Source organism: Arthrobacter sp. 10T419 (genome assembly GCF_056394105.1).
Map to the genome: position 1 here is coordinate 15,861 of NZ_JBFTHF010000002.1, position 22,212 is coordinate 38,072.

A 22,212-nucleotide genomic window follows, 5' to 3' on the forward strand; every position below is an offset into this window, starting at 1 on the left:
TGATCTAGAGCTGGGAGCCGAGTTTGAAGCCGCGCTCCTCGCCTGGTTCACGGGTGTAGGCGAAACCGTCGGCGCCAACGGTGACGGCCATTTCGCTGCTGTCGGTGCGGATCACGAGCGGCTGCGGCTTGCCGTCGAGGTCCAGGACCAGGGAGGCCTCGGTGTACCAGCTCGGGACCACGGGGTTGCCCCACCAGTCGCGGCGCTGGTTGTCGTGCACGTCCCAGGTCACCGTGGGGTTGTCCGGATCGCCGGTGTAGTAGTCCTGGGTGTAGATCTCCACGCGGTGGCCGTCGGGGTCCAGGATGTAGAGGTAGAAGGCGTTGGACACGCCGTGCCGCCCGGGTCCGCGCTCGATCCGGTCCGAGATCCGCAGCGCGCCCATCTTGTCGCAGATCTGGATGATGTTGTGCTTCTCGTGGGTGGAGAAGGCGATGTGGTGCATCCGCGGCCCGTCGCCGCCGGTGAGGGCGGTGTCGTGCACGGTCTGCTTGCGGTGCATCCAGGCCGCGTAGGTGACGCCGTCGGAGTCCTTGATGTCCTCGGAGACCCGGAAGCCCAGGTCCTCCAGGTACTTCCGGCCGCGCGGGACGTCGGGGGTGACCTGGTTGAAGTGGTCCAGCCGGACCAGTTCGCCGGCGCTGTAGAGGTCGTAGCGCTGGGTGAGGCGTTCCACGTGCTCCACCTCGTAGAAGAACTCATAGGGGAAGCCCAGCGGGTCCTCCACCCGGACCGCGTCGCCGATCCCGCGGGCGAAGCCGTCCTTGCGGCGTTCCGTGCGGCAGCCCATTTCGGCAAAGTAGGCCTCGGCCTTGTCCACATCCTCGGGGGTGCGGACCCGGTAGGCGAATGCGGCGGCTGCGGCCACGGGGCCCTTGCGCAGCACCAGGTTGTGGTGGATGAACTCCTCGAAGGAACGCAGGTAGATCGCGTCCTCGTCCTCATAGGTGACGTGCAGGCCCAGCAGGTCCACGTAGAACGCCCGGGATTTTTCCAGGTCGGTGACCACGAGGTCCATGTAGGCGCAGCGGACAATGTCCGGCGCGGGGACCGTGGGGGTGATGATGTCGTTGGCCATGATGTGACTCCTCTTTGAGCTGGCGGGTGCGGTGGCGGGTGGCGGACAGGCGGTGAGCCGTCAGCGGGCCGTGGCACCAAACTTCGGGGTGTGGACGCTGCCCAGGGTGATGTGGACGGCCTGCTGGTCGGTGTAGAAATCGATGGAGCGGTAGCCGCCCTCGTGGCCCAGCCCGGAGGCCTTGACGCCGCCGAAGGGGGTGCGCAGGTCCCGGACGTTGTGGCTGTTGAGCCAGACCATGCCGGCCTCCAGGTTCTGCGAGAAGTTGTGCGCCCGGGTCAGGTCGTTGGTCCAGACGTAGCCGGCCAGCCCGTACTTCGTGTTGTTCGCCAGGGCCAGCGCCTCGGCGTCGTCCTCGAACGGGGTGATTGCCACGACCGGGCCGAAGATCTCCTCCTGGAAGATCCTGGCGTCCGCGGCGACGTCGGCGAACACCGTCGGGGCAATGTAGTTGCCGGTCGGAAGTCCCTCCGGACGCCCGCCGCCGGCCAGCAGCCGGCCCTCGGACTTGCCGATTTCCACGTACCGGGCGACCTTCTCGTAGTGCTCCGGGTGCACCAGCGCGCCAACCTCGGTTTTCGGGTCGTGCGGGTCACCGACCACGATGTTCTTCGCGCGGGCGGCGTACTTCTCGCAGAACTCCTCGTAGATGCCGCGCTGGACCAGGATCCGGGAGCCGGCCGTGCAGCGCTCACCGTTGAGCGAGAAGACGCCGAAGAGGGTGGAGTCGATCGCGGCGTCGAGGTCGGCGTCGTCGAAGATGATCGCCGGGCTCTTGCCGCCGAGTTCCATCGACAGGCCCTTGAGGTTCTCCGCGGCGTTGCGGAAGATCGTCTTGCCGGTGGTGGTTTCGCCGGTAAAGGAAATCAGCGGCACGTCCGGGTGCTTGACCAGGGCGTCGCCGGCTTCCTCGCCGAGGCCGTTGACCAGGTTGAAGACGCCGTCGGGCAGGCCTGCGTCCTTGAAGATCTTTGCCCAGAGCGAGGCGGAGAGCGGTGTGAATTCGGCCGGCTTGAGCACCACGCAGTTGCCGGTGGCCAGCGCCGGTGCGAGCTTCCAGGACTCGAGCATGAACGGCGTGTTCCACGGCGTGATCAGGCCCGCGACGCCGATCGGCTTGCGGTTGACGTAGTTGATCTGCGCGCCGGGGACCTTCATGGCGTCGTCGAACTGGGCCACGATCAGGTCGGCGAAGAAGCGGAAGTTCTCTGCGGCCCGCAGCGCCTGGCCCTTGGCCTGGGTGATCGGCAGGCCGGTGTCGAAGGTCTCCAGCTGCGCCAGCCGGGTCTCCTGGGCCTCGACGGCGTCGGCGATCTTGTTCAGGACGCGGGCGCGTTCGCGCGGCTTCATCCGGGGCCAGGGACCCTGGGTGAAGGCCGTGCGGGCGGCGGCGACGGCGAGGTCGACGTCCTCCTTTTGCCCGGCGGCCGCGGTGGCGTAGGTTTCGTTCGACACCGGGTCCAGGACATCGAAGGTCTTGCCGCTGACGGAGTCGACGAACTCGCCGTTGATGTAGTGCTGGATGCGGGTGGGCAAATCGTCCGGGATGTAGTGCTCAGCCATGGGTCAATCCTTTGCTTCGGCGTTGAAGTGGTGGGGAGTGTTATTTGGTGATCCGGAAGCCGTCCACCGGGGTGAGGTAGTCCCGGCCGGCCTCCATCAGTTCGGTGATTTTCTTCAGCCCGGCGTCGGTGGGCGTGATCAGCGGCGGGCGGACGTAGTCGGAGGAGATCAGCCCCGCCTCGGCCATCAGCCACTTGCTGGGCGCCGGGTTGGTCTCGACGAACAACAGGTCCACGAGCGGGTGGACGCCGTAGTGGATCTTCCGGGCGGTCTCGAAGTCACCCTCGACCCAGGCCTTGTACATGTCCGCGGAGGCCTTCGGGGCGATGTTTGCCAGCGCCGAGATGAAACCGACGCCGCCGATCGCCATCAGCGGCAGGCACAGCAGTTCGATGCCGGACCAGACCAGCAGGTCCTTGCCGGCCAGGTGCATGACACGGGAGAAGTGCTCGAAGTCCTTCGTGGTCTCCTTGATCCCGACGATGTTGTCGAAGTCACGGAACAGCCGCGCCACGGTTTCGGGGGCCATGTCCACCGCGGTGCGGGACGGCACGTTGTAGATCACGAACGGCATCTGCGGGAACTCGGTGGCGATCGTGGCGTACCAGCGGTAGAGGGCCTCCTGCGTGGGCCGGGAGTAGTAGGGCGTGATGATCATCGACGCGTCCGCGCCGGCGTCGACGGCGGCCTGGGTCAGCTCCAGCGTCTCCTGCAGTTTTGCGGTGCCGGTGCCGGCCATGAACGGCACGCGGTCGCCGATCGCCTCGGCGGTGGCGCGGATGGCGGTGGCGCGTTCCTCGACGGACTGGGCGCTGGGCTCGCCTGTGGACCCGCCGATCGTGATGCCGGAGGATCCGCTGGCGATCTGCCACTGGACCATGTTCCGCAGGCTGTCGTGGTCGACATCGCCGGACGCCGTGAACGGGGTGAACATCGCGGCGAGGGAGCCTTTGAGGTGCTGCTGGGGATCGGAACGGAACTTCATTGTTTTTTCCTTATCGTTCGGGGGAGGGGCGGCCGGGGCCGGCCCGCTGGGGTCAGGGGGACGGAGCCCGGTGGGCGAGGTAGGCATCGAGGGTGGCGGCGCGGTGCGCGCGGGCCGCGCGTTCGACGTCGTCCGCCGGGGCGCCCGCCTCCAGCAGCCGCAGCAGTGACTCGTGTTCCTCGACCGACTGCCGGGCCCGGCCGGGCACGTAGCTGAAGGTGGAGGAACGCAGCGCCTGCAGCCGGTTCCAGCCGCGGTGCACCAGGTCGAGGATGTGCGGGTTGGGGCAGTGCTCGAACAGGACGCTGTGGAAGTCGCGGTTCAGGCTGGTGAAACGGACCGGGTCGAAGTTTTCCAGGCACTCGCGCATAAGTTCGTTCACCGCGCGGGCCCGGGCGATGTCCGCGGTGGAGATCAGCGGCGCGGACAACGCCGTCGCGGCGCCTTCGACGATCCCCAGGGTCTGCATTGTGTAGAGGTATTCTGTGGGATCGATGCCGGCCACGGTGGCGCCGACGTTGCGTTCGAACACCACGAGGTTTTCCGCCTCGAGCCGGCGGATGGCTTCGCGGACCGGGACGACGCTGAAGCCCAGCTCCTCGGCGATCTTGGCCAGCACCAGCCGGTAGCCGGGGGAGTATTCGCCGCTGAGGATGCTGGCCTTGACCGCCGCGTACGCCTGCTCCGACTTGCTCGAGGTGGCGCCAGCCGGGCCGGCCGTGCTCACGGTGCTGGTCATGGCCGGGACTGCCCGCGGTCCGCGGCCCACGCCTTGTACTTTTCCTGCCACTGGGCGTTCATCGGGTACAGGCCGTCCACGCTGTGCCCGGCGGCGACCATCTCGGCGATGAACGTCTCTTCAGACTCCTGGACCAGGGCGTCGTCGGCCACTTCCTCGGCGAGTGCCGGCGGGATCACAAGGATGCCGTCCGCGTCGCCCACGATGATGTCCCCGGGCTGAACCGTGGCGCCGCCGCAGGAAATGGTGAGGTCCACGTCCCAGGGGATATGGCGCCGGCCCAGGACTGCGGGGTGCGCGTTCGCGAAGAACGTGGGCATCTCCAGGGCGCCGACGGCGGTGACGTCGCGGACGCCGCCGTCGGTGATGACAGCCACGGCACCGTTGACCTGGGCGCGCAGGGCCAGGATGTCCCCGACCGTCCCGGTGCCCTTTTCGCCGCGGGCCTCCATAACGAGGATCTCGCCTTCCCGGAGCGAGTCGATGGCGCGTTTCTGGGCGTTGAAGCCGCCGCCGTGGGTCTTGAAGAGGTCCTCGCGGTTGGGCACGTAGCGCAGGGTCCGGGCCACCCCGACGACGGTGCGGTCCGGCCGGGTCGAATGCAGGCCGTCGATGCTGACGTTGTTCAGGCCGCGCTTGCGCAGCTGGGAGCTCAAGGTGGCGGTGGCGACGGACTCGAGCTTCGCCTTCAGCTCGGGGGTCAGAGCATTCTTCGGCGCGGCCGGTTCCGCCGCTGCCGTAGGTTCGGCGGCGGCTGCCGCCGTGCCGTACGCCTCGGCGCGCTGGGCCTCGTCGCTGCGCGGCTGCGCGCCGTAGTCGGCGAGCGGCACGGTGCCCTGGGCCGCCGTCGTCGTCAGCCGGCCGGTGGTGAGCCCCGACGCCGGGGCGTCCACCTCGACCTCCATCACGTCGCCCGGCTGGGCTACGGAGGCACCGGCGGGCGTCCCGGTCAGGATGATGTCGCCCGGCTCCAGGGTGAGGAGCTGGGAGAGGTCCGCGACGAGCCGGGCGAAGGGGAACAGCAGCGTGCCGGTGGTGTCCTCCTGCACCAGTTCGCCGTTGAGCCAGGTGCGGATGCGGAGGCCTGCCGGGTCGACCTCGGCGGCCGGGAGGAGGCCCGGGCCCACGGGGGTGAAACCGTCCCCGCCCTTGGAACGCAGGTTGGAGCCCTTGTCCGCATAGCGCAGGTCGTAGACGCCGAGGTCGTTGGAGGCGGTGACGAAGCCGACGTGGCGCCAGGCCTCGTCCGGGGCAACGCGGCGGGCCCGGCTGCCGATCACCAGCGCCACCTCGCCCTCAAAGGCCAGGAGTTCGCAGCCGGCGGGGCGTTCGACGGTGCCGCCGGAGAGGCTCAGCGAGGAGGACGGCTTCAGGAAGTAGGAGGGCTGCTCCGGGGTGCGGCCGCGCTGGGCGGCGCGGCTCGGGTAGTTGATGTGCACCGCGATGACCTTGCCGGTGGCGGCCAGGGCGTCCTGCGAAAGCTGCTCCATCGCATCTCCTCATTGAGTATGAAATCGTATACGATACAAAACTGCCCGAACTGGACCGGCTTGTCAAGAGAGAGCCCGGGCCGGGGCCTCAGGCCAGCTGCGCCTCGATCCGCGCGGCGCTCGCCGACAGGGCGGCCGCAACCTCATCCGGGTCTTGTGCGGCGCGGATGTAGACCACCGCCAGGGCGGCCGGGCGCCCGCCGGGAACCCTGACCGGCACGGCCAGCGAGGAGACGCCGGGGATGACCTCGTCATGGCTGGCCGCGAAGCCGCGGCGGCGCGCCTCGGCCGCCTCCGACCGGTAGGGGATGCCCGGGGCGAGGCGGTGCCATTCCTGCTCCGAAAGCGCCGACTGGATTGCGATGCCGGGCGCTCCGGCACTGACCGGGTGCCGGGAGCCCGGGTGCTGGACCACGGCCGCCCCCGTGTGGCGCGGATCGACGGTGACGAGGGTGACGCAGTCCTCGCGGTCCCAGACGGCCACGAAGGCGCTCATGGTCAGGGTGTTGGCCAGTTGGGTCAGCTCAGGCAGCGCGGCGGTCTGGAGATTGCGGGCGACGCCGCGGGCGAGGACGGCCAGGCCGGGGCCGGGCTGGACCCTGCCCGCGTCGTCCCGGACCAGCAGCGAGTGGTCCTCGAGGGTGCGCAGGATGCGGTAGGCGACCGAACGGTGGACACCCATGGCGTCGGCGAGCTCGGCGATGGTGAGCGGCTCCGGGGCGTCGGCCAGGATCTCCAGGGCCCGGATGCCCCGGGACAGCGTCTGGGACGGCGGGGCCTGGGTGCTGCCGGCGTTCGGGGTCATGGAGTCCATCCTAGAGGCGGGCGGGGGAGTCTTGTGTTCCGGCTCACAGTGAAGTAGCGTTCTATATGTGAACTGCTTGTTCGATTATAGAACACGCGGCGAGGGCTAACAAGCGCCTTCCCGGGCCCGCGGCCGGGAGTCGCCGGCCGACGCCGACCGGGAGTTCTGCCAGCGGGTTTCCCCGTCACTTTCCGGGGCGGCGAAGCTTTTTGGCGGAAATGTGTGCCTGATCACACATTTCATAGTAGTATCACAGTTACTAACTGACCGTTCGATCAGTAATTCTGTAGGCATTTAGTTTTTCACTTGCACCCACCCGGGCAGCACCTCTGCCCCCAGCAACGGAGTTCCAATGACCGCAACTTCAACCGTCGATTCAGAGACGGGCCCCAGCAGCAAGCATGAGGAACGCAAGGTCCTCGCCGGGACGCTGGTCGGTACCACGATCGAGTGGTACGACTTCTTCATCTTCGCCCAACTGACAGCAACGCTGCTGTCCCCGCTCTTCCTCGCGCCGCTGAATGCCTCCAACCCGGGCCTGGCGCAGATCCTGTCCTTCGCCCTGATCGGCATCAGCTTCCTGTTCCGCCCGCTGGGCGCCATCGTTGCCGGCCACCTCGGCGACCGCCTGGGCCGCAAGGCCATGCTTGTCTTCACCCTGGTCATGATGGGCGCCGCGACGGCACTGATCGGCATGCTGCCGACCTATGCGCAGATCGGCGTCTGGGCCCCGATTCTCCTGATCCTGCTCCGCATCATCCAGGGCTTCTCCGCCGGCGGTGAGTGGGGCGGCGCTGCCCTGATGGCCGTCGAGCACGCACCGATGAGCAAGCGCGGCCTGTTTGGCGCCTACCCGCAGATCGGCGTCCCGGTGGGCATGATCCTCGCCACCGGCCTGCTCTACTTCCTCAACACGTCGATGTCCAAGGAAGACTTCGGCAGCTGGGGCTGGCGGGTGCCGTTCCTGCTCTCGATCGTCCTGATCGTGGTCGGTTACCTCATCCGGCGCGCCGTGGCTGAGAGCCCGGTCTTCAAGGAAATGCAGGAGCGCAAGGAAGAAAGCAGGGCGCCCCTGGGCGAGCTGATCCGCAAGCACAAGAAGGCTGTCCTCTACTCGACGATGATCTTCATCGGCAACAACGCTGCCGGCTACCTGCTGATCGCCTTCTTCATCTCCTACGCCACCAAGACGCTGAAGATGCCCACCCCGCAGATCCTGCTGGCCACCACACTGGCGTCCTTCGGCTGGCTCATCTTCACCCTGGTCGGCGGCTGGCTCTCGGACAAGATTGGCCGCGTCAAGACCTTCCTGATCGGCTACGGGATCGTCTTTGCCTGGATGATCCCGATGTTCGCCCTGATCGACACCAAGGACATCGTTCTCTACGGCACGGCGCTGTTCGTCCTGACCATCGGCCTGGGCTTGTCCTACGGCCCGATGTCCGCGATGTACGCCGAGATGTTCCCGGCGAACGTACGCTACTCGGGCATCTCCATCGGCTACGCCTTCGGCGCCATCCTGGGCGGCGCCTTCGCGGCGACCATCGCCGAGGCCCTGCTGCAGGGCACGCACTGGACCGGCTCCATCGGCATCTACATCATGATCCTCTGCGTCATCTCCGCCGTCGGCGTCATCCTGGCCAAGGAAACCCGCGGCCGTCCGCTGGGCGTCAGCCGCCACCACTAGGCAGCCAAAAACAACGCGGGGTCACTTACGGCCCATCCGGAACCCCCGGATGGGCCGAAAGTGACCCCGCGTTGCTGTTTAAGCGAGTGCTTAGACGCCCAGGAAGCTGATGGCAACCTGCTTGAAGGCCCGGCTGGTCACGGCGTTCGTGTGGTTCCGCGCCGGCAGGATGAGCTGTTCCACCATCGCCCCGGCCTTGGCGCCGAGAGCGGCAAGTTCTGGCATGGACGCGGCCCGTTCGTCCTTCTCCCCGGCCACCAGCAGCACCGGCATCTGCGGAACCGCCTCGGCGGGGTCGAACGGCTCGTCCTTGATCGCCTCGATCAGGGACAGCAGGGCAAAGATGTTGTTGCTGGGCAGCAGTTGCGCCATCTTCAGCAGCCCGGCGGTGGACGCGTCCGCGATCGGCGTTCCGTCCGCCAGGTAGCGCTGCGCGGCGACTAGGTCGAACTCCGCCAGCGGATCCGCCACGTTGGGCCCGCCGAGCACCAGCCGGTGGACGAGTTCGTGCTGGGTGGCGCCGAATTCCCAGGCCAGCCGGGACCCCAGCGAGTAGCCGATCACGTCCAGGCCGCTGGCCGGATCGCCGTCGCGCAGCGGACGCGCGCCGGCGTCGAACGCAATCTGGAGCAGATCCGCGCGGATCTTGCTGGGGGAGTAGGAATCCCGGTCCTCCGGGGCGCCGCTGCGGCCGTGGCCGGGCAGGTCCACGGTGATGACGCGTCGGCCGGCGTCGGTGAGGGCGGTGATCCAGCCGGTGTCCTCCCAGTTGAGCTTGGAGGAGGAGGAGAAGCCGTGCAGCAGCAGGACCGGACGCAGCCCGGCGTCGTCCTTCGGATCGTGCACCCCGACGTAAAGCTGGGGGTCGGTGCCCTCGACCGTGTGGGAATGCTGCTCGCCGGTGTGCCTGCCGCTCATGGTGTCAGTCCTCATCAAGTACGGCGCTCAGGCGAACCCGGCGCTTCGGTGCCTCTTCCTTCGGGACCGTGCCCACGATGCCGGCGGTGTTGTCCGGCACCTCGAACACGATCAGGGGCTCGCCGACATTGATCTTGTCGCCGGGCCCGCCGTAGATACGCACTACCTTACCTGCCTGTGGGCTGGGCAATTCGACGGCCGACTTGGTGGTTTCGACCTCCACCAGCGGCTGGTTCCGCTCCACCTGCTCGCCCGGCGAGACCAGCCATTCCAGCACGGTCGCCTCGATCAGGCCCTCGCCAAGATCCGGCAGCGGGAAGGAAATTTCAGCCACGTTTGTACTCCAATACTCGCTGGATGCCGAAGAGGATCCGGTCAATGTTCGGGATGTATTCATCTTCGAGGTCGCCGGAGGGGTACGGGACGTCGAAGCCGGTCACGCGCTCCACCGGTGCCTTGAGGGTGTCGAAGCAGCTTTGCGTAATCAGCTGCGCCACCTCGGCGCCCAGCCCGGAGGTCAGCGGCGCTTCGTGGACGACGACGGCGCGGCGCGTCTTGCGCACGGAGGCGGCCAGCGCCGCGGCGTCGATCGGCTTGAGCCAGCGCAGATCCAGGACCTCGACGTCGATTCCGTCCTCGGCGGCGAGTTCGGCCACCTGCAGGCAGCGGGCCACCATGGCGCCCCAGGCCACGAGCGTCAGGTGCCTGCCCTCGCGCATGACCTTGGCGCCTTCGGGCGCGCCGCCGGAGGGATCGGCGTTGCCGGGATCGACCTCGCCCTTCTGCCAGTAGCGGGACTTCGGCTCCATGAAGATCACCGGATCCGGCCGCGTGGCGGCGTACTTGAGCAGGTGGTAGGCCTCGTGCGGGTTCGACGGCGAAACCACCTTGAGCCCGGGCACGTGGGCGAAGAGCGCCTCGAGGCTTTCGCCGTGGTGTTCGGGGGCCCGGATGCCGCCGAAGCTGGGCACCCGCAGGGTGATCGGCATCGGCATGGTGCCGCGGCTGCGGTAGTTCATCCGGGCGATCTGGCAGACGATCTGGTTGATGGCCGGGTAGGCGAAGCCGTCGAACTGGACCTCGGGGATGGGGTGGAAGCCGGCCATCGCCAGGCCCACGGACATGCCGAGGATGCCGGACTCCGCCAGCGGGGTGTCGAAGACCCGCTGCGCGCCGTGCTTGGCCTGCAGTCCGTCGGTGATCCGGAAGACGCCGCCAAGCCGGCCGCAGTCCTCGCCGAAGATCACAGCCTTGGGGTTTTCCGCGAGCACCTCGTCGAGGGCGCGGTTGAGCGCCTGCTGCATGGACATCACCGTGGTGGAGGCGGGGGCGTCTGCGCTCGTGCTTGCAGCGGCACTGTTTTCGAGAATCGAGTTAGACATGTTCGGACTCCTCGCGCCAGTTGGCGGCCTGGGCCTGCAGGGCAGGGGTGGTTTCCTGGAAGACCAGGTCAAACATTTCGGTTCCGGGGCGCGGGCCAAGGGCCTGGATGCCCGTCCGGATCTGCTCCTCTTCGGCCTTGGCGGCGGCCAGCGCCTCGGCGAAGAACGCCGCGTCGGCGGATCCGTCCGCCAGCAGCCGCTGCTTGAGCCGCTCCAGCGGATCCTCGCCGGCGCCGTCGCGCTCCTCGTCAAGGGAGCGGTAGCGGCCCGGGTCATCGGAGGTCGAGTGCGGCCCGCGACGGTAGGTCATCGCCTCGATCAGCACGGGGCCGTTGCCGGAGCGGGCGTGCGCGAAGGCGCGGCGGGTCGCCTCGACGACGGCGACGACGTCGTTGCCGTCGATCTGCAGCGCCGGCATGCCGTAGCCGGCCGCGCGTGCGGCGACGGAGCCGCCGGCCACCTGGCGGTCGGTGGGGACCGAGATGGCCCAGCCGTTGTTCTGCACGAAAAAGACCACGGGTGCCTTCATCACGGCGGCGAAGTTCATCGCCTCGTGGACGTCGCCCTGCGATGAGGCTCCGTCGCCGAAGTACGTCAGCGCCACGCCGTCCTTTTGGTCCAGGGTCTGGCCGTGGGCCCAGCCGACCGCGTGCAGCACGGATCCGGCGACGACGGCCTGGATCGGGGCGAGCCGGGACTCCATCGGGTCGTACAGGCCGCCGTGCCAGGTGGCCTTGTGGGTGGACATGTAGCCCACCATGTCCACGCCCATGGTCCGGGCGACGCCCATCTCGCGGTAGGTGGGGAAGACGAAGTCGCGGCTGGTGTCGACGGCGTAGCCGCTGCCCACCTGGGCAGCCTCCTGGCCGAGCTCCGGGGCGTAGCCGGGGATGATGCCCTGCCGCTGCCAGGCGATCGCGGAGGTGTCGAGGTGCCGGACCGCGACCATCAGCGAGTAGAGCTCGCGCAGCTGGGCGGGGGTGAGGGGACCGGCGTCGTCGCCGGTAACCGCGAGGGGGAGTGTGTCCATGCCTGTGACCCTAGTCACGGGCCGAGCTCTAGGCAATCAGCTCAGGTAACACTGACCATTCTGTCAAAAGCTGCCGTTCCCGGCCTCATCCCGCTTGGCAGTTTGTACAGTGTAATTACTCGTCCCTGGTCCGTGCGCGGGAGGCCTGCCGGACAAGGTGGTCGCGTTCGGCGACGTTCGTCGCCCGGCGGGCAGCTTCGGCGTAGGCGGCAGCAGCGGCGGAGAAACAGCCGCCCAACTCGTGCAGATAGCCCAGGACTGCATGCCAGCGGTGCCGCTCGCCGATCACGTCCCGTAGCAGGTAGGTCTCTTGCAGCCCTGCAGATGCGCCGTGAACGTGGCCGACTGCGACCGCGCGCCCGAGTGCTGCGGCCGGGTTATGACGCGCCGGGTCGTCGGTGAGCGCGACGAGGTCGTCGTACCAGGCAAGAATTTGCGGCCAATCGGTCTCTTCGGCGGTCGCGGCATCGTCATGAAGTGCTGCGATTGCAGCCTCGATCTGGTATCTGCCGAAGCGCTGAGCGGCCAGCGCTGATTGCAGGACGCGAACGCCCTCCGCGATCTCTCGTCCGTCCCACAGGCCGCGGTCCTGCCGGTCGAGGGTGACAATCCGGCCCTCGGGATCGAGCCGTGCCGGGAGCCGAGCGTGGTTGAGGAGCATGAGGGCCAGCAACCCGCGCGCCTCCGGTTCTTCAGTCACGAGGGTGAGCTGGCGAGCGAGTCGGATGGCTTCCTGTGCCAGGTCGAGGCGGCCAGCGTGGCCGCGCGTGTAGACCAGGTAGAGCACATGCAGTACGACGCTGAGGTCGCCGGGCTGGTCCAGGCGGCGCCCCTGCAGGGAGCGCTTGGCGCGGCTGATCCGTTGCGCCATTGTCGCTTCCGGAACGAAGAAGGCGTCGGCGATCTCGCGGGTAGTGAGGCCGCAGACAGCGCGGAGGGTCAGAGCCACTTGGGAGGCAGGTGCAAGGCTACGGTGGCAGCAGCAGAAAAGTAGAAAGAGCGTGTCATCGCCCTCGTCTGTCAGAGGGGACTGCGGCTCGTCGCGAGTGGCCTCTTCTCGTCTGTGACGGGCTGCCTGGCTGCGTCGGGCGTCGACAAGCCGGCGGATGGCGACAGTGGTCAGCCAGGCATGCGGTTCGCGCGGTGGGTGTTCCGGCCAGACGCGCAGCGCTTCGAGCAGCGCCTCCTGGACCGCATCCTCAGCTTCGTCGAAGTCCTCGCCTCGCCGGACCAGACCTGCGAGCACCCGCCGGACGAGGGCACGCAGGGTGCCCTCGTCCAGTGTTCGCATCGGATCGATGATCACGCCCGGTTAGTCGTGCGAGGGTGCCCCGGACATGACTTCACGGATGTCGATCCACTCGTAGAGGGGCTCGCCGCCCGGGCCCGGCTCGGAGGAGACGAAGGCCGCGAGTTCGACTGCCCGTTCGCGTGAATCGACGTCGATCATGTACCATCCGGCAACCAGATCGCTGGTCTCAGGAAGCGGGCCATCTGTGGTGACGGGTGCGGCGCCCGGGCCTCCGTAGCGAACCCAGGTGCGCTCAGGGGTGAGCGCCTGCGCATCGACGTACTCGCCGTTCTCCTCAAGCACCTCGCTGACCCGCCTGAGGAAAGCCATATGTGCCTCTACGTCCGCCGGGGCCCACTGGTCCATCGGGGGCACTGGACGGTGCGGCACGGGGCCGCCGCGGTAATGCTTGAGGAGCAGATACTTCGGCATGATGATCTCCTATTTTGGGGCCACGCCTGTCGTGGTCTTCCACTTAGTGAGCGGAGCCGGTCAAGACTTCTCGACATGCATCCCCAAATTTAGTCCCGAAAGGCTGCAGCGGGGAGCCTCAGTCGGCGCGGCGTGCACGGCCGAGCCGGGCGCCGATCCAGCAGGCGGCGGCGATGCCGGCGATCAGCGCCATGGTGCTGAAGAGCTGTTTGCTGCTCTCCGGGCTGCTGAAGCCGACGGCGAAGATCAGGGCCAGGAGAACCAGACCGAACACCGTGAGCCCCGGGAAGCCCTTCATGCGCAGCGGAAGGGCGGTGCCCGCACGGTCCGCCCGGCGCCGCAGGATCAGCTGGGATACCAGGGCGGAGCCCCACACCACGAGGCAGGTCGAGCCCACCAGCTGGAAGAGCGCCGGGAGGATCTTTTCCGGGAACAGCAGTTCGAGCACGGCGGCCAGGAAGCCGAAGGCCACCGAGATGCTGACGGCGATGACCGGGACCCGGGCCGTGTTGAGCCGCGAAAGGAAGGCGGGAGCTTCGCCGCGCACGGACAGCGAGTAGGCCATCCGGGAGGCGCCGTAAAGGTTCGCGTTGAGGGCCGAGAGCAGGGCGACGACGGCGACCAGGGTGATTGCCGCGCCGGCGCCGGGGATGCGGGCCAGGTCCAGGACGCCCGCGAACGGCGACTTCAGTGCTGCCGACGTCGAAGGCAGCACGGCGGCGATGACGAACACGGAGCCGATGTAGAACACCAGGATGCGCCAGACGACGGTGCGGATCGCGTGGCCCACGCTGCGTTCGGGGTTCTCCGTCTCTGCCGCGGCGACGCTGACGATTTCCGTGCCGCCGAAGGCGAAGATGACCACGAACAAGGCCGCCGCGATTCCGCCCAGGCCCGCCGGGGCGAAGTTGGAGGTGATGTTGCTCAGTCCCGGGCTGGCAACCTCCGGCAGCCAGCCGAACAGCAGGGCGGCGCCGATGGCCAGGAACAGCAGGATGGCGGCGACCTTGAGGATCGCGAACCAGAATTCGAACTCGCCGAAGTTCTTTACCCCGGCGAGGTTGATGGCCGTGAAGACGGCCATGAAGATCAGGGCGAGTCCCCACACCGGAACAACGGGCCAGATCGTGAAGAGCAGCCCGGCCGCACCGAGCGCCTCGGCTGCGATGACGACGACGAGCTGCAGCCACCAGAGCCAGCCCACGGTGGCGCCGGCGGTCTTTCCCATGGCTTTCTCGGCGTAGACGGAGAACGCGCCGCTGTTCGGGTTTGCGGCGGCCATCTCGCCGAGGGCCCACATCACGATGATGATCAGGGTGCCCGCGACCAGGTAGGAGATCAGGACGGCCGGGCCGGCGGCCTGGATTCCGGCCCCCGATCCGAGGAACAAGCCGGCGCCGATGGCGCTGCCGAGTCCCATCATGGTGAGCTGGCGGGGCTTCATGCTGTGGCCGAGCTTCACGGCCGGGCGCTCCGCGGTGGACTTCGTTGTCATGCTGGCGAACCTTCTTACGGTGGTGGATGCGTCCTTTTGGGACCATTCGAATTTACCGTCCCCGGGGTGCCCTCGCGCGCGGGCGGCGTGAGAGCATGGTTGCAGTTTGTTGAATAGCCGCCCCGAATCACGACGATTTGTGCGGTTGAATCCCTGCAGGCAAGGAAACTGACGTGAACGTGGACCCGCTGGACGCCAAGATTGTCCGATTCTTCACGGACGCCCCTCGGGCCTCCGTGCTGGAGGCGTCCCGGGTGCTGAAGGTCGCCCGGGCCACCGTGCAGTCGCGGCTGGACCGGATGCAGGACAGCGGCGTCATCGGCTCCTGGGTGCCGCAACCGGATCCCGCCCGCTTCGGCTACCCGGTGGTCGCCTTCTGCTCCCTGACCATCAACCAGGACCTGGGCCATGACGCCGTCGTGGAGGCCCTGGCGCGCATTCCGGAGCTGATCGAGATCCACACCGTGTCCGGCAGCTCGGACCTGATGGCCCGGATTGCGGCCCGCTCCAACCCGGACCTGCAGCGGGTGCTGGACGCGATGATCGCCACCCGGACCGTGCTCCGTTCCTCCTCGGTGATCGTGCTCAACACCCACTTCGAGGGCCGGACCCTGCCGCTGCTGGAAGCCGCCGCGCAGCGGGAGTAGCCGCGCGGCCAGCCCGGGGACCGCAACATTTTGCGCCGGACCGGCGTCGTCGTAGAATTAGTTCTAGTCACTTTGACTATAACTATTCCGGCGGTAGGGCCGGAACCGTCCGGGCAGTCTCCACGGGACCGGTCCGGACCCCGGAATGCGGGGGTTGATCACCGTCTACACCTCTCCAGCCAACGTCTCGGAGCGCCAGCTCGCGCCGCCGTCGCTGGCCATCTCCACGGTAATCTTCGCCTTGCGCCCGAGTGAGCGCTCGGGCCGCCCCACGCTGTGGATCCCGCTGGTGCGCCGGATCAGGGAGCCATTCAAGGGGCTGTGGGCGCTGCCGGGCGGGCCGCTGACGCATGCTGAGTCGCTGCAGGACGCCGCCTCCCGGAACCTGCGCGAAACCACCGGACTGGCGCCAAGCTACCTCGAGCAGCTTTACGCCTTTGGCGGCCTGCACCGCTCGCCCACCCAGCGGGTGGTCTCGATCGTCTACTGGGCCCTGGTCCAGCCGACCGAGGCCGCGCTCGCGGACGAATCCGAAAACGTCCGCTGGTTCCGGGCCGACCGGCTCGGCGAACTGGCGTTCGACCACAACACCATCATCGAGTACGCGCTCTGGCGGCTGCGGAACAAGATGGCCTACGGCTCCATCGCCTACCACCTGCTGGGCGAGTACTTCACCCTCGCCCAGGTCCGGGAAGTCTATGAGGCAGTCCTGGACCGCGAGCTGGATCCGGCCAACTTCCGCCGCCAGATCAAAGCCGCCCCCGAAATCGAAGAAACCGACGAATACCTCCAAGGCGGCAAGCACCGCCCGCCCCGCCTCTACCGCTTTACCGGCCGCCCAGGCCTCGATCCAGACAACAGGAGCACACCATGAGCAGCGTCAACACGGCGATCCAGCTGATCACGCGCGAACAGGCTGAAGGCAGCACCGCGGGGTCCACCTGCAGCCCCGCGCTCGCCCGGGGTCCCTGGGACTACGACCTCGCCGAGGCCCTTGCCGGTGTGCCCGCCTACGGCCCCGGAGCTTCTGTGGCCGACGTGGCCCCGCCGTCCACCCCCCGCCAGGGCCAGCTCCCGGAGGAGTACCGCCTGGCCGGCGACGCCGAACTGGACGCCCGCATCAGGGCCGCCAAGGCAGCGCTGGGGGACCGGGCCGTCATCCTGGGGCACTTCTACCAGCGCGACGAGGTGGTGGAATACGCCGACTTCGTGGGCGACTCCTTCCAGCTCGCCAATGCGGCCCTGACCCGGCCCGACGCCGAGGCGATCATTTTCTGCGGTGTGCACTTCATGGCCGAAACCGCGGACATCCTGTCCCGGCCGGAGCAGGCCGTGATCCTGCCCAACCTCGCCGCGGGCTGCTCGATGGCGGACATGGCGGACATCGACTCGGTCACCGAGTGCTGGGAACAGCTGGAGGAGCTGTTCGGCACCGACCCCGACGCCGACGGCCGGGTGCCCGTCATCCCGGTCACCTACATGAACTCCTCGGCAGCGCTCAAGGGCTTTTGCGGCGAGCACGGCGGCATTGTCTGCACTTCCTCGAACGCCGCCACCGTGCTGGAGTGGGCGTTCGAGCGGGGCCAGCGCGTGCTGTTCTTCCCGGACCAGCACCTGGGCCGCAACACCGCCAAGGCCATGGGTGTGCCGCTGGAGCAGATGCCGATGTGGAATCCGCGCAAGGAGCTCGGCGGCAACGACGAACAGTCCCTGCAGGATTCCCGCGTGATCCTCTGGCACGGCTTCTGCTCCGTCCACAAGCGCTTCAACGTGGCCCAGATCGAGAAGGCGCGCGCCGAGTTCCCGGGCGTGCAGGTCATTGTGCACCCGGAGTGCCCCATGGAGGTGGTCGACGCTGCCGATGCTGCCGGATCCACCGACTTCATCCGCAAGGCCATTGCCGCCGCCACCGAGCCCACCGTCTTCGCGGTCGGCACCGAGATCAACCTGGTCAACCGGCTGGCCGCCGAAAACCCGCAGCACACCATTTTCTGCCTGGACCCGGTGATCTGCCCCTGCTCCACCATGTACCGCATCCACCCGGGCTACCTGGCCTGGGTGCTGGAGTCCCTGGTCCGCGGCGAGGTGGTCAACCGCATCACGGTGGCGGACGACGTCGCGGCTCCGGCCCGCGTGGCGCTCGAACGCATGCTGGCGGCCCGGCCGTGACCAGGCGGCTCATCGTCGTCGGCAGCGGGATCGCCGGGCTGTACGCGGCGCTGCTCGCCTCGGAAGCGTACGCCTCTGAGGTGGTGCTCCTGACCAAGGGCGCGCTCGAGGAGAGCAACACCTTTTACGCCCAGGGCGGCGTGTCCGCCGTGCTGGCGCCGGGGGAGGCCGCACCGGGTGACTCCGTGGCGGCGCATATCGCCGATACCCTCGCCGCCGGGGCCGGGCTGAACAATCCCGAGGCGGTGCGGATCCTGTGCACGGAGGCCGTCCGGGACATCGCCGGGCTGCGCCGCTTCGGTGTGGACTTCGACGTCCGTGCCGACGGCGGCCCGGCGCTGGGGCTCGAGGCTGCGCATTCGGCCGCCCGCATCCTTCACGCCGGCGGCGATGCGACCGGGGCCCGCATCGCGCGTGCGCTCGTGGCCGCTGTGCTCGAGCGCGCCGTCCAGGGTGGAGTCCGGGTCGAAACCGGCGCCTTGGTGACCGAGCTCCTCACCGAGGGCGGCGGTCCGTCAGGAGCAAATCCGGGCGCCGTCACCGGTGTCGCCTACCTGGCCGGCGCGGAGCCGAAGCGACTCGACGCCGACGCCGTGCTGCTCGCCACCGGCGGCGCCGGGCGGCTGTTCGCCCGCACCAGCAACCCATCCGTCGCCACCGCCGACGGCCTCGCCCTGGCCTGGCGCGCGGGGGCCGCGGTCCGCGATCTGGAGTTCTTCCAATTCCACCCGACCACGCTGGCCGCAGCCGAGGTGCCGGGCGGGCCGCCCGCGCTGCTGATCTCGGAGGCGGTGCGCGGCGAGGGTGCCGTGCTGCTGGATGCCGCCGGCTACCGCTTCATGCCCGACTACCACCCGGACGCGGAGCTGGCCCCGCGCGACGTCGTCTCCCGCAGTATCGCGCTGCACCTTGCGGCCGCCGGGCTCCCGGCGGACAGCCCGGTCTACCTGGATGCCCGGGGAATTGAAGCCAGCCGCGGGCCGGGCTTCCTGGCCCGGCGGTTCCCCTCCATCACGGCAGCGACACGCGCCGCCGGGTACGACTGGACCGCCGAACCGCTGCCCGTGTCCCCGGCGGCGCACTACTGGATGGGCGGGGTCGCCACCGACCTGCGCGGGCGCACCTCGGTACCGGGGCTCTACGCTGCAGGGGAGGTCGCGTGCACGGGGGCCCAGGGCGCCAACCGGCTTGCCAGCAATTCGCTGCTCGAAGGGCTGGTGTTCGGGCGACGGGCCGTGGAGGACTTCCTTGGTGCGGGACATGGCTGTGCGTCAGCTTGGGCGTCGTACGACGCCGTTCCTCCGCGTGCTGTCTCGGCCGCGGGCGGCCTCGCCTTGACGCACGCTTCCGGAACACCGTCGAACGACGGTGGGCAGCCGGCCCCGGGTGCCGCCCGGGAGTATCGCCCGGCCGGCTTGCACGAGGGTGTTGTGAAAACCGGGTCTGGGCCTGGTCCCGGGGTGTTTTGTCGGGAGGCTTTGGGGCGGTTGATGACTGCGGCTGCCGGGGTGCTGCGTACGGGGGCTGACCTCGATGCTGCGGCTGCGCAGCTTGCTGCCTGGGCTGGCGTGGTCCGGCCCGAGAGGGTGACGGACGCGGGCCTGGATCAGTCCGGGCACGAGGATCGGAATCTGCTGCTGGCCGCACGCCTGCTGGTGGAAGCCGCGCGGGCCAGGACCGGCTCGGTGGGCGCCCACTTCCGGGCGGACGCAGACCCCGCCTCCCGTGACGGCGACGCCGTCGTCCCCGCAATGCTCGCAGCCCCGGCCCGTTCCGCCCCGGCCGCCCTAACCCACGGCCACCGGTATGCCGCCGCATCCCGCCCGAAACAAAGGATTTCGTCATGACAGCACCCGCCACAGCCCGACCGGGCGCCCTCCCGGTGACTGCCCTCGCCGGCACCCTCCCCGCGGCCGCCGTGGAGGCCGTGCTGCGCGCCGCCCTGCAGGAGGACTCCCCGTACGGCGACATCACCTCGCAGACCCTCATCCCCGCCGACGCCCGCGCCACTGCGGTGCTGGCAGCCCGGGTGCCGGGGGTGCTCAGCGGCGGGGAGGTGTTCGCCGCGGCGATGAAGCTGGCGGACCCGGCCGCCGTCGTCGAACTGCTCGTGGCCGACGGCGATGCCTTCGAGGCCGGCGCGGCGCTGGCCAGGGTGACCGGCAACGCCCGCGGCGTGCTGCTGGCCGAACGGGTGGCGCTGAACCTGGTGCAGCGGATGAGCGCGATCGCTACCCGGACCGCGGAGTTCGTCGCGTTGGTTGCCGGCACCCGTGCGCGGATCACCGACACCCGGAAGACGACGCCGGGGCTTCGCGTGCTGGAGCGCTACGCGGTGCGCTGCGGCGGCGGAGCAAACCACCGCTTCAGCCTCTCGGACGCGGTCCTGGCCAAGGACAACCACCTGGCGGTGCTCACCGGTGGTGACCCGGCAAAGCTCACCGCGGTGCTGCGCGACGCCAAGGCGCGGCTGGGGCACACCACGCATTTCGAGGTGGAGGTGGACAGCATGGAGCAGATCGAGCCCGTGCTGGCCGCCGGCGTGGACACCATCATGCTGGACAACTTCTCACTGATCGAACTCGCCGACGGCGTCGAACTCGTCGCGGGGCGGGCACGGGTCGAGGCCAGCGGCAACGTCAGCCTCGCGACCGTGGCCGGCATCGCCGCCACCGGGGTGGACGTCATCTCGATCGGTGCGCTCACCCACAGTGTCACCGCCCTGGACCTGGGCCTCGACATCGAATTGGAACCTGCCGCCGGGGCTATGGCCCAGGCCGCCGGGCCGGCGCTCGACTGAGGAATGCCGTGATCTTCCTGGATGCCGCCGCCACCACGCCGGTCCGCCGCGAGGTGCTCGAGGCCATGTGGCCGTACCTCAGCGGCGAGTTCGGCAACCCCTCAAGCCACCATTCGCTCGGCGAAGCCGCCGCCGCGGCGCTCGCGGGAGCCCGGGAAACGACGGCCAAGGCCCTGGGCTGCCGGACCGGCGAGGTCGTCTTCACCTCCGGCGGCACGGAAGCGGACAACCTCGCCGTCAAGGGCATCGCCCTGGCCCGCCGCGCTGCGGACCCGCGCCTGGACCGGGTGGCGATCAGCGCCGTCGAACATCCCGCGGTGGAGGAATCCGCCAGGTACCTCGAACGTGTCCACGGCTTCGCGGTCGACGTGGTCCCGGTGGACCGCTACGGGCAGGTGACCGAGGAAGCGTTCGCGGCCGTGCTCCGGCCGGAAACCGCGCTCGCCAGCGTCATGTACGCCAACAACGAGGTCGGGACCATCCAGCCCGTAGCCCGGCTGGCTGCACTGGCCCGCGGTCGCGGCATCCCGTTCCACAGCGACGCCGTGCAGGCCGCGGGCTGGCTGCCGCTCGACACTCGTGGCCTGGGCGTCGATGCCCTGAGCATTTCCGGCCACAAGCTGGGCGCCCCGAAGGGCTGCGGAGCTTTGTTCGTGCGCGGCCGGACCCGGCTGGAACCGCTGGTCCACGGTGGCGGCCAGGAACGCGGCCGCCGCTCGGGCACCGAGAACGTTGCCGGCGCGGTGGCCCTCGCAACGGCGCTGAGCCTGGCCGGGACCTCGCAGCAGGAAGTCTCCTCGCGGGTTGCTGCCCTGCGTGATGACTTCATCGGCGGCGTCCTGGCCGGAGTGCCCGGCGCCGTGCTGACCGGCCATCCGGTCGAGCGGCTGCCCTCGGTGGCCTCGTTCTGCTTCCCGGGAACCAGCGGCGAGTCTGTGCTGCTGGAACTCGAGCGGCAGGGTGTGGTCTGCTCCAGCGGTTCGGCCTGCGCCGCGGGCTCCGACGAGCCGTCGCCCGTGTTGCTGGCGATGGGAATCAGCGCCGAAGTGGCCCAGACCGCCGTGCGCTTCAGCTTCGATTCGTCCATTACCGCCACCGAGCTGCGGGAAGCAGCAGCCGCGGTGCGCACCGCCGTCGGCAGCATCCGCGCCCTCGGCTAGGCGGCCCGCTGGATGCTAGCGGTGCCGGGCGCGGCGGAAGATCCAGTGCCGCAGCATCGTGAACCTTACGGCCGTGGCCAGGAAGCCGGACAGGGTGGTGGTCCAGAGCTCGTCGGCCACGGTGGCGTCCGGGTTGATCCAGTGGAGGATGCCGAGGCTGCCGCCCGTGATCAGCAGGGCGACGGCGATTACGATCAGCCCGTTGAGATGGTCGCGCTTCATCCGGTGGCGCTCGGTGATCTTGAACGTCAGTCGCCGGTTCAGCGCGGTGTTCATCAGTGACGTGAGGATCAACGCGGCCGCGTTGGCCGGCTGGGGCCCGATCCACGGCCGCAGGAAGGCATACAGTGCCAGCGAAGACACGGTGCAAACGACGCCGACGCCGGTGAAGCGCAGCAGCTGGCGGACCAACGGATAGCGGAGCACGCCCCGGTGGCGGCGGCGCGGTGAAGCAGAGGGGGAAGAAGTTGGGGAGGCCGCGGTGGTGTCCGGCGGGTACTGCCGGGAGGGCTGCGCTTGTTGTAGCTGCGACTCCATCCGT

The 22,212-nt window shown here is 68.9% G+C and carries 21 protein-coding genes; 7 read left to right on the forward strand and 14 right to left on the reverse strand.

Annotated elements, in window-relative coordinates; translation table 11 throughout:
- Positions 1–4 precede the first annotated feature (4 nt).
- The 6 genes from hpaD to AC1DBD_RS03760 form a co-directional block, all read right to left on the reverse strand.
- Positions 5–1,078, reverse strand: a complete 1,074-nt coding sequence (hpaD, locus tag AC1DBD_RS03735; RefSeq protein WP_476908601.1) for a 3,4-dihydroxyphenylacetate 2,3-dioxygenase — start codon at positions 1,076–1,078, stop codon at positions 5–7.
- 60 nt (positions 1,079–1,138) lie between these two features.
- Complete coding sequence (gene hpaE, locus AC1DBD_RS03740) at positions 1,139–2,641, reverse strand: 5-carboxymethyl-2-hydroxymuconate semialdehyde dehydrogenase (protein ID WP_476917176.1); 1,503 nt, start codon at positions 2,639–2,641, stop codon at positions 1,139–1,141.
- A gap of 40 nt (positions 2,642–2,681) precedes the next feature.
- Complete coding sequence (gene dapA, locus AC1DBD_RS03745) at positions 2,682–3,626, reverse strand: 4-hydroxy-tetrahydrodipicolinate synthase (RefSeq protein ID WP_476908603.1); 945 nt, start codon at positions 3,624–3,626, stop codon at positions 2,682–2,684.
- A gap of 52 nt (positions 3,627–3,678) precedes the next feature.
- The gene (locus AC1DBD_RS03750) at positions 3,679–4,365 is read right to left on the reverse strand and encodes a GntR family transcriptional regulator (RefSeq protein WP_476981463.1); all 687 of its coding nucleotides are present in this window, start codon (positions 4,363–4,365) and stop codon (positions 3,679–3,681) included.
- Positions 4,362–5,855 carry a fumarylacetoacetate hydrolase family protein gene (locus tag AC1DBD_RS03755; RefSeq protein WP_476981464.1) on the reverse strand — a complete coding sequence of 498 codons (1,494 nt, stop codon included), beginning with the start codon at positions 5,853–5,855 and terminating at the stop codon, positions 4,362–4,364. The genes AC1DBD_RS03750 and AC1DBD_RS03755 overlap by 4 nt, the downstream gene beginning before the upstream one ends.
- Positions 5,856–5,943: 88 nt before the next feature.
- Entirely contained in the window at positions 5,944–6,660 is a 717-nt protein-coding gene (locus tag AC1DBD_RS03760) for an IclR family transcriptional regulator (protein ID WP_476981465.1), read from the reverse strand.
- A 352-nt stretch (positions 6,661–7,012) separates the two neighbouring features.
- Between AC1DBD_RS03760 and AC1DBD_RS03765 the strand changes: the two genes are divergently transcribed.
- Complete coding sequence (locus AC1DBD_RS03765) at positions 7,013–8,347, forward strand: MFS transporter (protein ID WP_441417395.1); 1,335 nt, start codon at positions 7,013–7,015, stop codon at positions 8,345–8,347.
- A gap of 90 nt (positions 8,348–8,437) precedes the next feature.
- Here AC1DBD_RS03765 and AC1DBD_RS03770 read toward each other — a convergent pair whose 3' ends face one another.
- The 7 genes from AC1DBD_RS03770 to AC1DBD_RS03800 form a co-directional block, all read right to left on the reverse strand.
- Positions 8,438–9,265 (reverse strand): alpha/beta fold hydrolase, encoded by an 828-nt coding sequence (locus AC1DBD_RS03770; protein WP_476981466.1) that lies wholly within the window; start codon positions 9,263–9,265, stop codon positions 8,438–8,440.
- A 4-nt stretch (positions 9,266–9,269) separates the two neighbouring features.
- Entirely contained in the window at positions 9,270–9,599 is a 330-nt protein-coding gene (locus AC1DBD_RS03775) for a biotin/lipoyl-containing protein (protein WP_018775751.1), read from the reverse strand.
- Complete coding sequence (locus AC1DBD_RS03780) at positions 9,592–10,647, reverse strand: alpha-ketoacid dehydrogenase subunit beta (protein ID WP_476908608.1); 1,056 nt, start codon at positions 10,645–10,647, stop codon at positions 9,592–9,594. Before AC1DBD_RS03780 ends, AC1DBD_RS03775 begins: the two co-directional genes overlap by 8 nt.
- A complete protein-coding gene (locus tag AC1DBD_RS03785) occupies positions 10,640–11,677 on the reverse strand; it encodes a thiamine pyrophosphate-dependent enzyme (protein WP_476981467.1) in 1,038 nt (345 codons plus the stop codon). The genes AC1DBD_RS03780 and AC1DBD_RS03785 overlap by 8 nt, the downstream gene beginning before the upstream one ends.
- Positions 11,678–11,792: 115 nt before the next feature.
- Positions 11,793–12,983 carry an RNA polymerase sigma factor gene (locus tag AC1DBD_RS03790; protein ID WP_476981468.1) on the reverse strand — a complete coding sequence of 397 codons (1,191 nt, stop codon included), beginning with the start codon at positions 12,981–12,983 and terminating at the stop codon, positions 11,793–11,795.
- Between the two features lie 6 nt (positions 12,984–12,989).
- Complete coding sequence (locus AC1DBD_RS03795; RefSeq protein ID WP_476926321.1) at positions 12,990–13,400, reverse strand: YciI family protein; 411 nt, start codon at positions 13,398–13,400, stop codon at positions 12,990–12,992.
- Positions 13,401–13,518: 118 nt separating this feature from the next.
- Positions 13,519–14,895: an amino acid permease gene (locus AC1DBD_RS03800; RefSeq protein WP_476981469.1), complete on the reverse strand. Its 1,377-nt coding sequence runs from the start codon at positions 14,893–14,895 to the stop codon at positions 13,519–13,521.
- Between the two features lie 173 nt (positions 14,896–15,068).
- On the opposite strand from AC1DBD_RS03800, the gene AC1DBD_RS03805 reads away from it, so the two are divergent.
- The 6 genes from AC1DBD_RS03805 (at position 15,069) to AC1DBD_RS03830 (ending at position 21,671) form a co-directional block, all read left to right on the forward strand.
- Entirely contained in the window at positions 15,069–15,542 is a 474-nt protein-coding gene (locus AC1DBD_RS03805; RefSeq protein WP_441417402.1) for an Lrp/AsnC family transcriptional regulator, read from the forward strand.
- 145 nt (positions 15,543–15,687) lie between these two features.
- A complete protein-coding gene (locus AC1DBD_RS03810; protein ID WP_441417403.1) occupies positions 15,688–16,416 on the forward strand; it encodes an NUDIX hydrolase in 729 nt (242 codons plus the stop codon).
- Positions 16,413–17,711, forward strand: a complete 1,299-nt coding sequence (gene nadA / locus AC1DBD_RS03815) for a quinolinate synthase NadA (protein ID WP_476926323.1) — start codon at positions 16,413–16,415, stop codon at positions 17,709–17,711. The genes AC1DBD_RS03810 and nadA overlap by 4 nt, the downstream gene beginning before the upstream one ends.
- The gene (locus AC1DBD_RS03820) at positions 17,708–19,558 is read left to right on the forward strand and encodes an L-aspartate oxidase (RefSeq protein WP_476981470.1); all 1,851 of its coding nucleotides are present in this window, start codon (positions 17,708–17,710) and stop codon (positions 19,556–19,558) included. The genes nadA and AC1DBD_RS03820 overlap by 4 nt, the downstream gene beginning before the upstream one ends.
- Positions 19,555–20,511, forward strand: coding sequence for a carboxylating nicotinate-nucleotide diphosphorylase (nadC, locus tag AC1DBD_RS03825; protein ID WP_441417406.1), 957 nt, complete (start codon positions 19,555–19,557; stop codon positions 20,509–20,511). Before AC1DBD_RS03820 ends, nadC begins: the two co-directional genes overlap by 4 nt.
- Before the next feature lie 8 nt (positions 20,512–20,519).
- A complete protein-coding gene (locus AC1DBD_RS03830; RefSeq protein WP_476981471.1) occupies positions 20,520–21,671 on the forward strand; it encodes a cysteine desulfurase family protein in 1,152 nt (383 codons plus the stop codon).
- A gap of 15 nt (positions 21,672–21,686) precedes the next feature.
- On the opposite strand, the gene AC1DBD_RS03835 is transcribed toward AC1DBD_RS03830, so the two are convergent.
- A complete protein-coding gene (locus AC1DBD_RS03835; RefSeq protein ID WP_476917189.1) occupies positions 21,687–22,208 on the reverse strand; it encodes a GtrA family protein in 522 nt (173 codons plus the stop codon).
- Positions 22,209–22,212: the final 4 nt, after the last annotated feature.

What these genes read in the sequence shown, in the direction of transcription:
- AC1DBD_RS03765 (WP_441417395.1), top strand. Translation starts at nt 7,013, where the DNA reads ATGACCGCAACTTCAACCGTCGATTCAGAGACGGGCCCCAGCAGCAAG.
- AC1DBD_RS03810 (WP_441417403.1), top strand. Translation starts at nt 15,688, where the DNA reads ATGCGGGGGTTGATCACCGTCTACACCTCTCCAGCCAACGTCTCGGAG.
- AC1DBD_RS03780 (WP_476908608.1), bottom strand. Translation starts at nt 10,647, where the DNA reads ATGTCTAACTCGATTCTCGAAAACAGTGCCGCTGCAAGCACGAGCGCA.
- AC1DBD_RS03760 (WP_476981465.1), bottom strand. Translation starts at nt 6,660, where the DNA reads ATGACCCCGAACGCCGGCAGCACCCAGGCCCCGCCGTCCCAGACGCTG.
- dapA (WP_476908603.1), bottom strand. Translation starts at nt 3,626, where the DNA reads ATGAAGTTCCGTTCCGATCCCCAGCAGCACCTCAAAGGCTCCCTCGCC.
- AC1DBD_RS03770 (WP_476981466.1), bottom strand. Translation starts at nt 9,265, where the DNA reads ATGAGCGGCAGGCACACCGGCGAGCAGCATTCCCACACGGTCGAGGGC.
- hpaD (WP_476908601.1), bottom strand. Translation starts at nt 1,078, where the DNA reads ATGGCCAACGACATCATCACCCCCACGGTCCCCGCGCCGGACATTGTC.
- nadA (WP_476926323.1), top strand. Translation starts at nt 16,413, where the DNA reads ATGAGCAGCGTCAACACGGCGATCCAGCTGATCACGCGCGAACAGGCT.
- AC1DBD_RS03800 (WP_476981469.1), bottom strand. Translation starts at nt 14,895, where the DNA reads ATGACAACGAAGTCCACCGCGGAGCGCCCGGCCGTGAAGCTCGGCCAC.
- AC1DBD_RS03755 (WP_476981464.1), bottom strand. Translation starts at nt 5,855, where the DNA reads ATGGAGCAGCTTTCGCAGGACGCCCTGGCCGCCACCGGCAAGGTCATC.
- AC1DBD_RS03795 (WP_476926321.1), bottom strand. Translation starts at nt 13,400, where the DNA reads ATGCCGAAGTATCTGCTCCTCAAGCATTACCGCGGCGGCCCCGTGCCG.
- AC1DBD_RS03750 (WP_476981463.1), bottom strand. Translation starts at nt 4,365, where the DNA reads ATGACCAGCACCGTGAGCACGGCCGGCCCGGCTGGCGCCACCTCGAGC.
- nadC (WP_441417406.1), top strand. Translation starts at nt 19,555, where the DNA reads ATGACAGCACCCGCCACAGCCCGACCGGGCGCCCTCCCGGTGACTGCC.
- AC1DBD_RS03835 (WP_476917189.1), bottom strand. Translation starts at nt 22,208, where the DNA reads ATGGAGTCGCAGCTACAACAAGCGCAGCCCTCCCGGCAGTACCCGCCG.
- AC1DBD_RS03785 (WP_476981467.1), bottom strand. Translation starts at nt 11,677, where the DNA reads ATGGACACACTCCCCCTCGCGGTTACCGGCGACGACGCCGGTCCCCTC.
- hpaE (WP_476917176.1), bottom strand. Translation starts at nt 2,641, where the DNA reads ATGGCTGAGCACTACATCCCGGACGATTTGCCCACCCGCATCCAGCAC.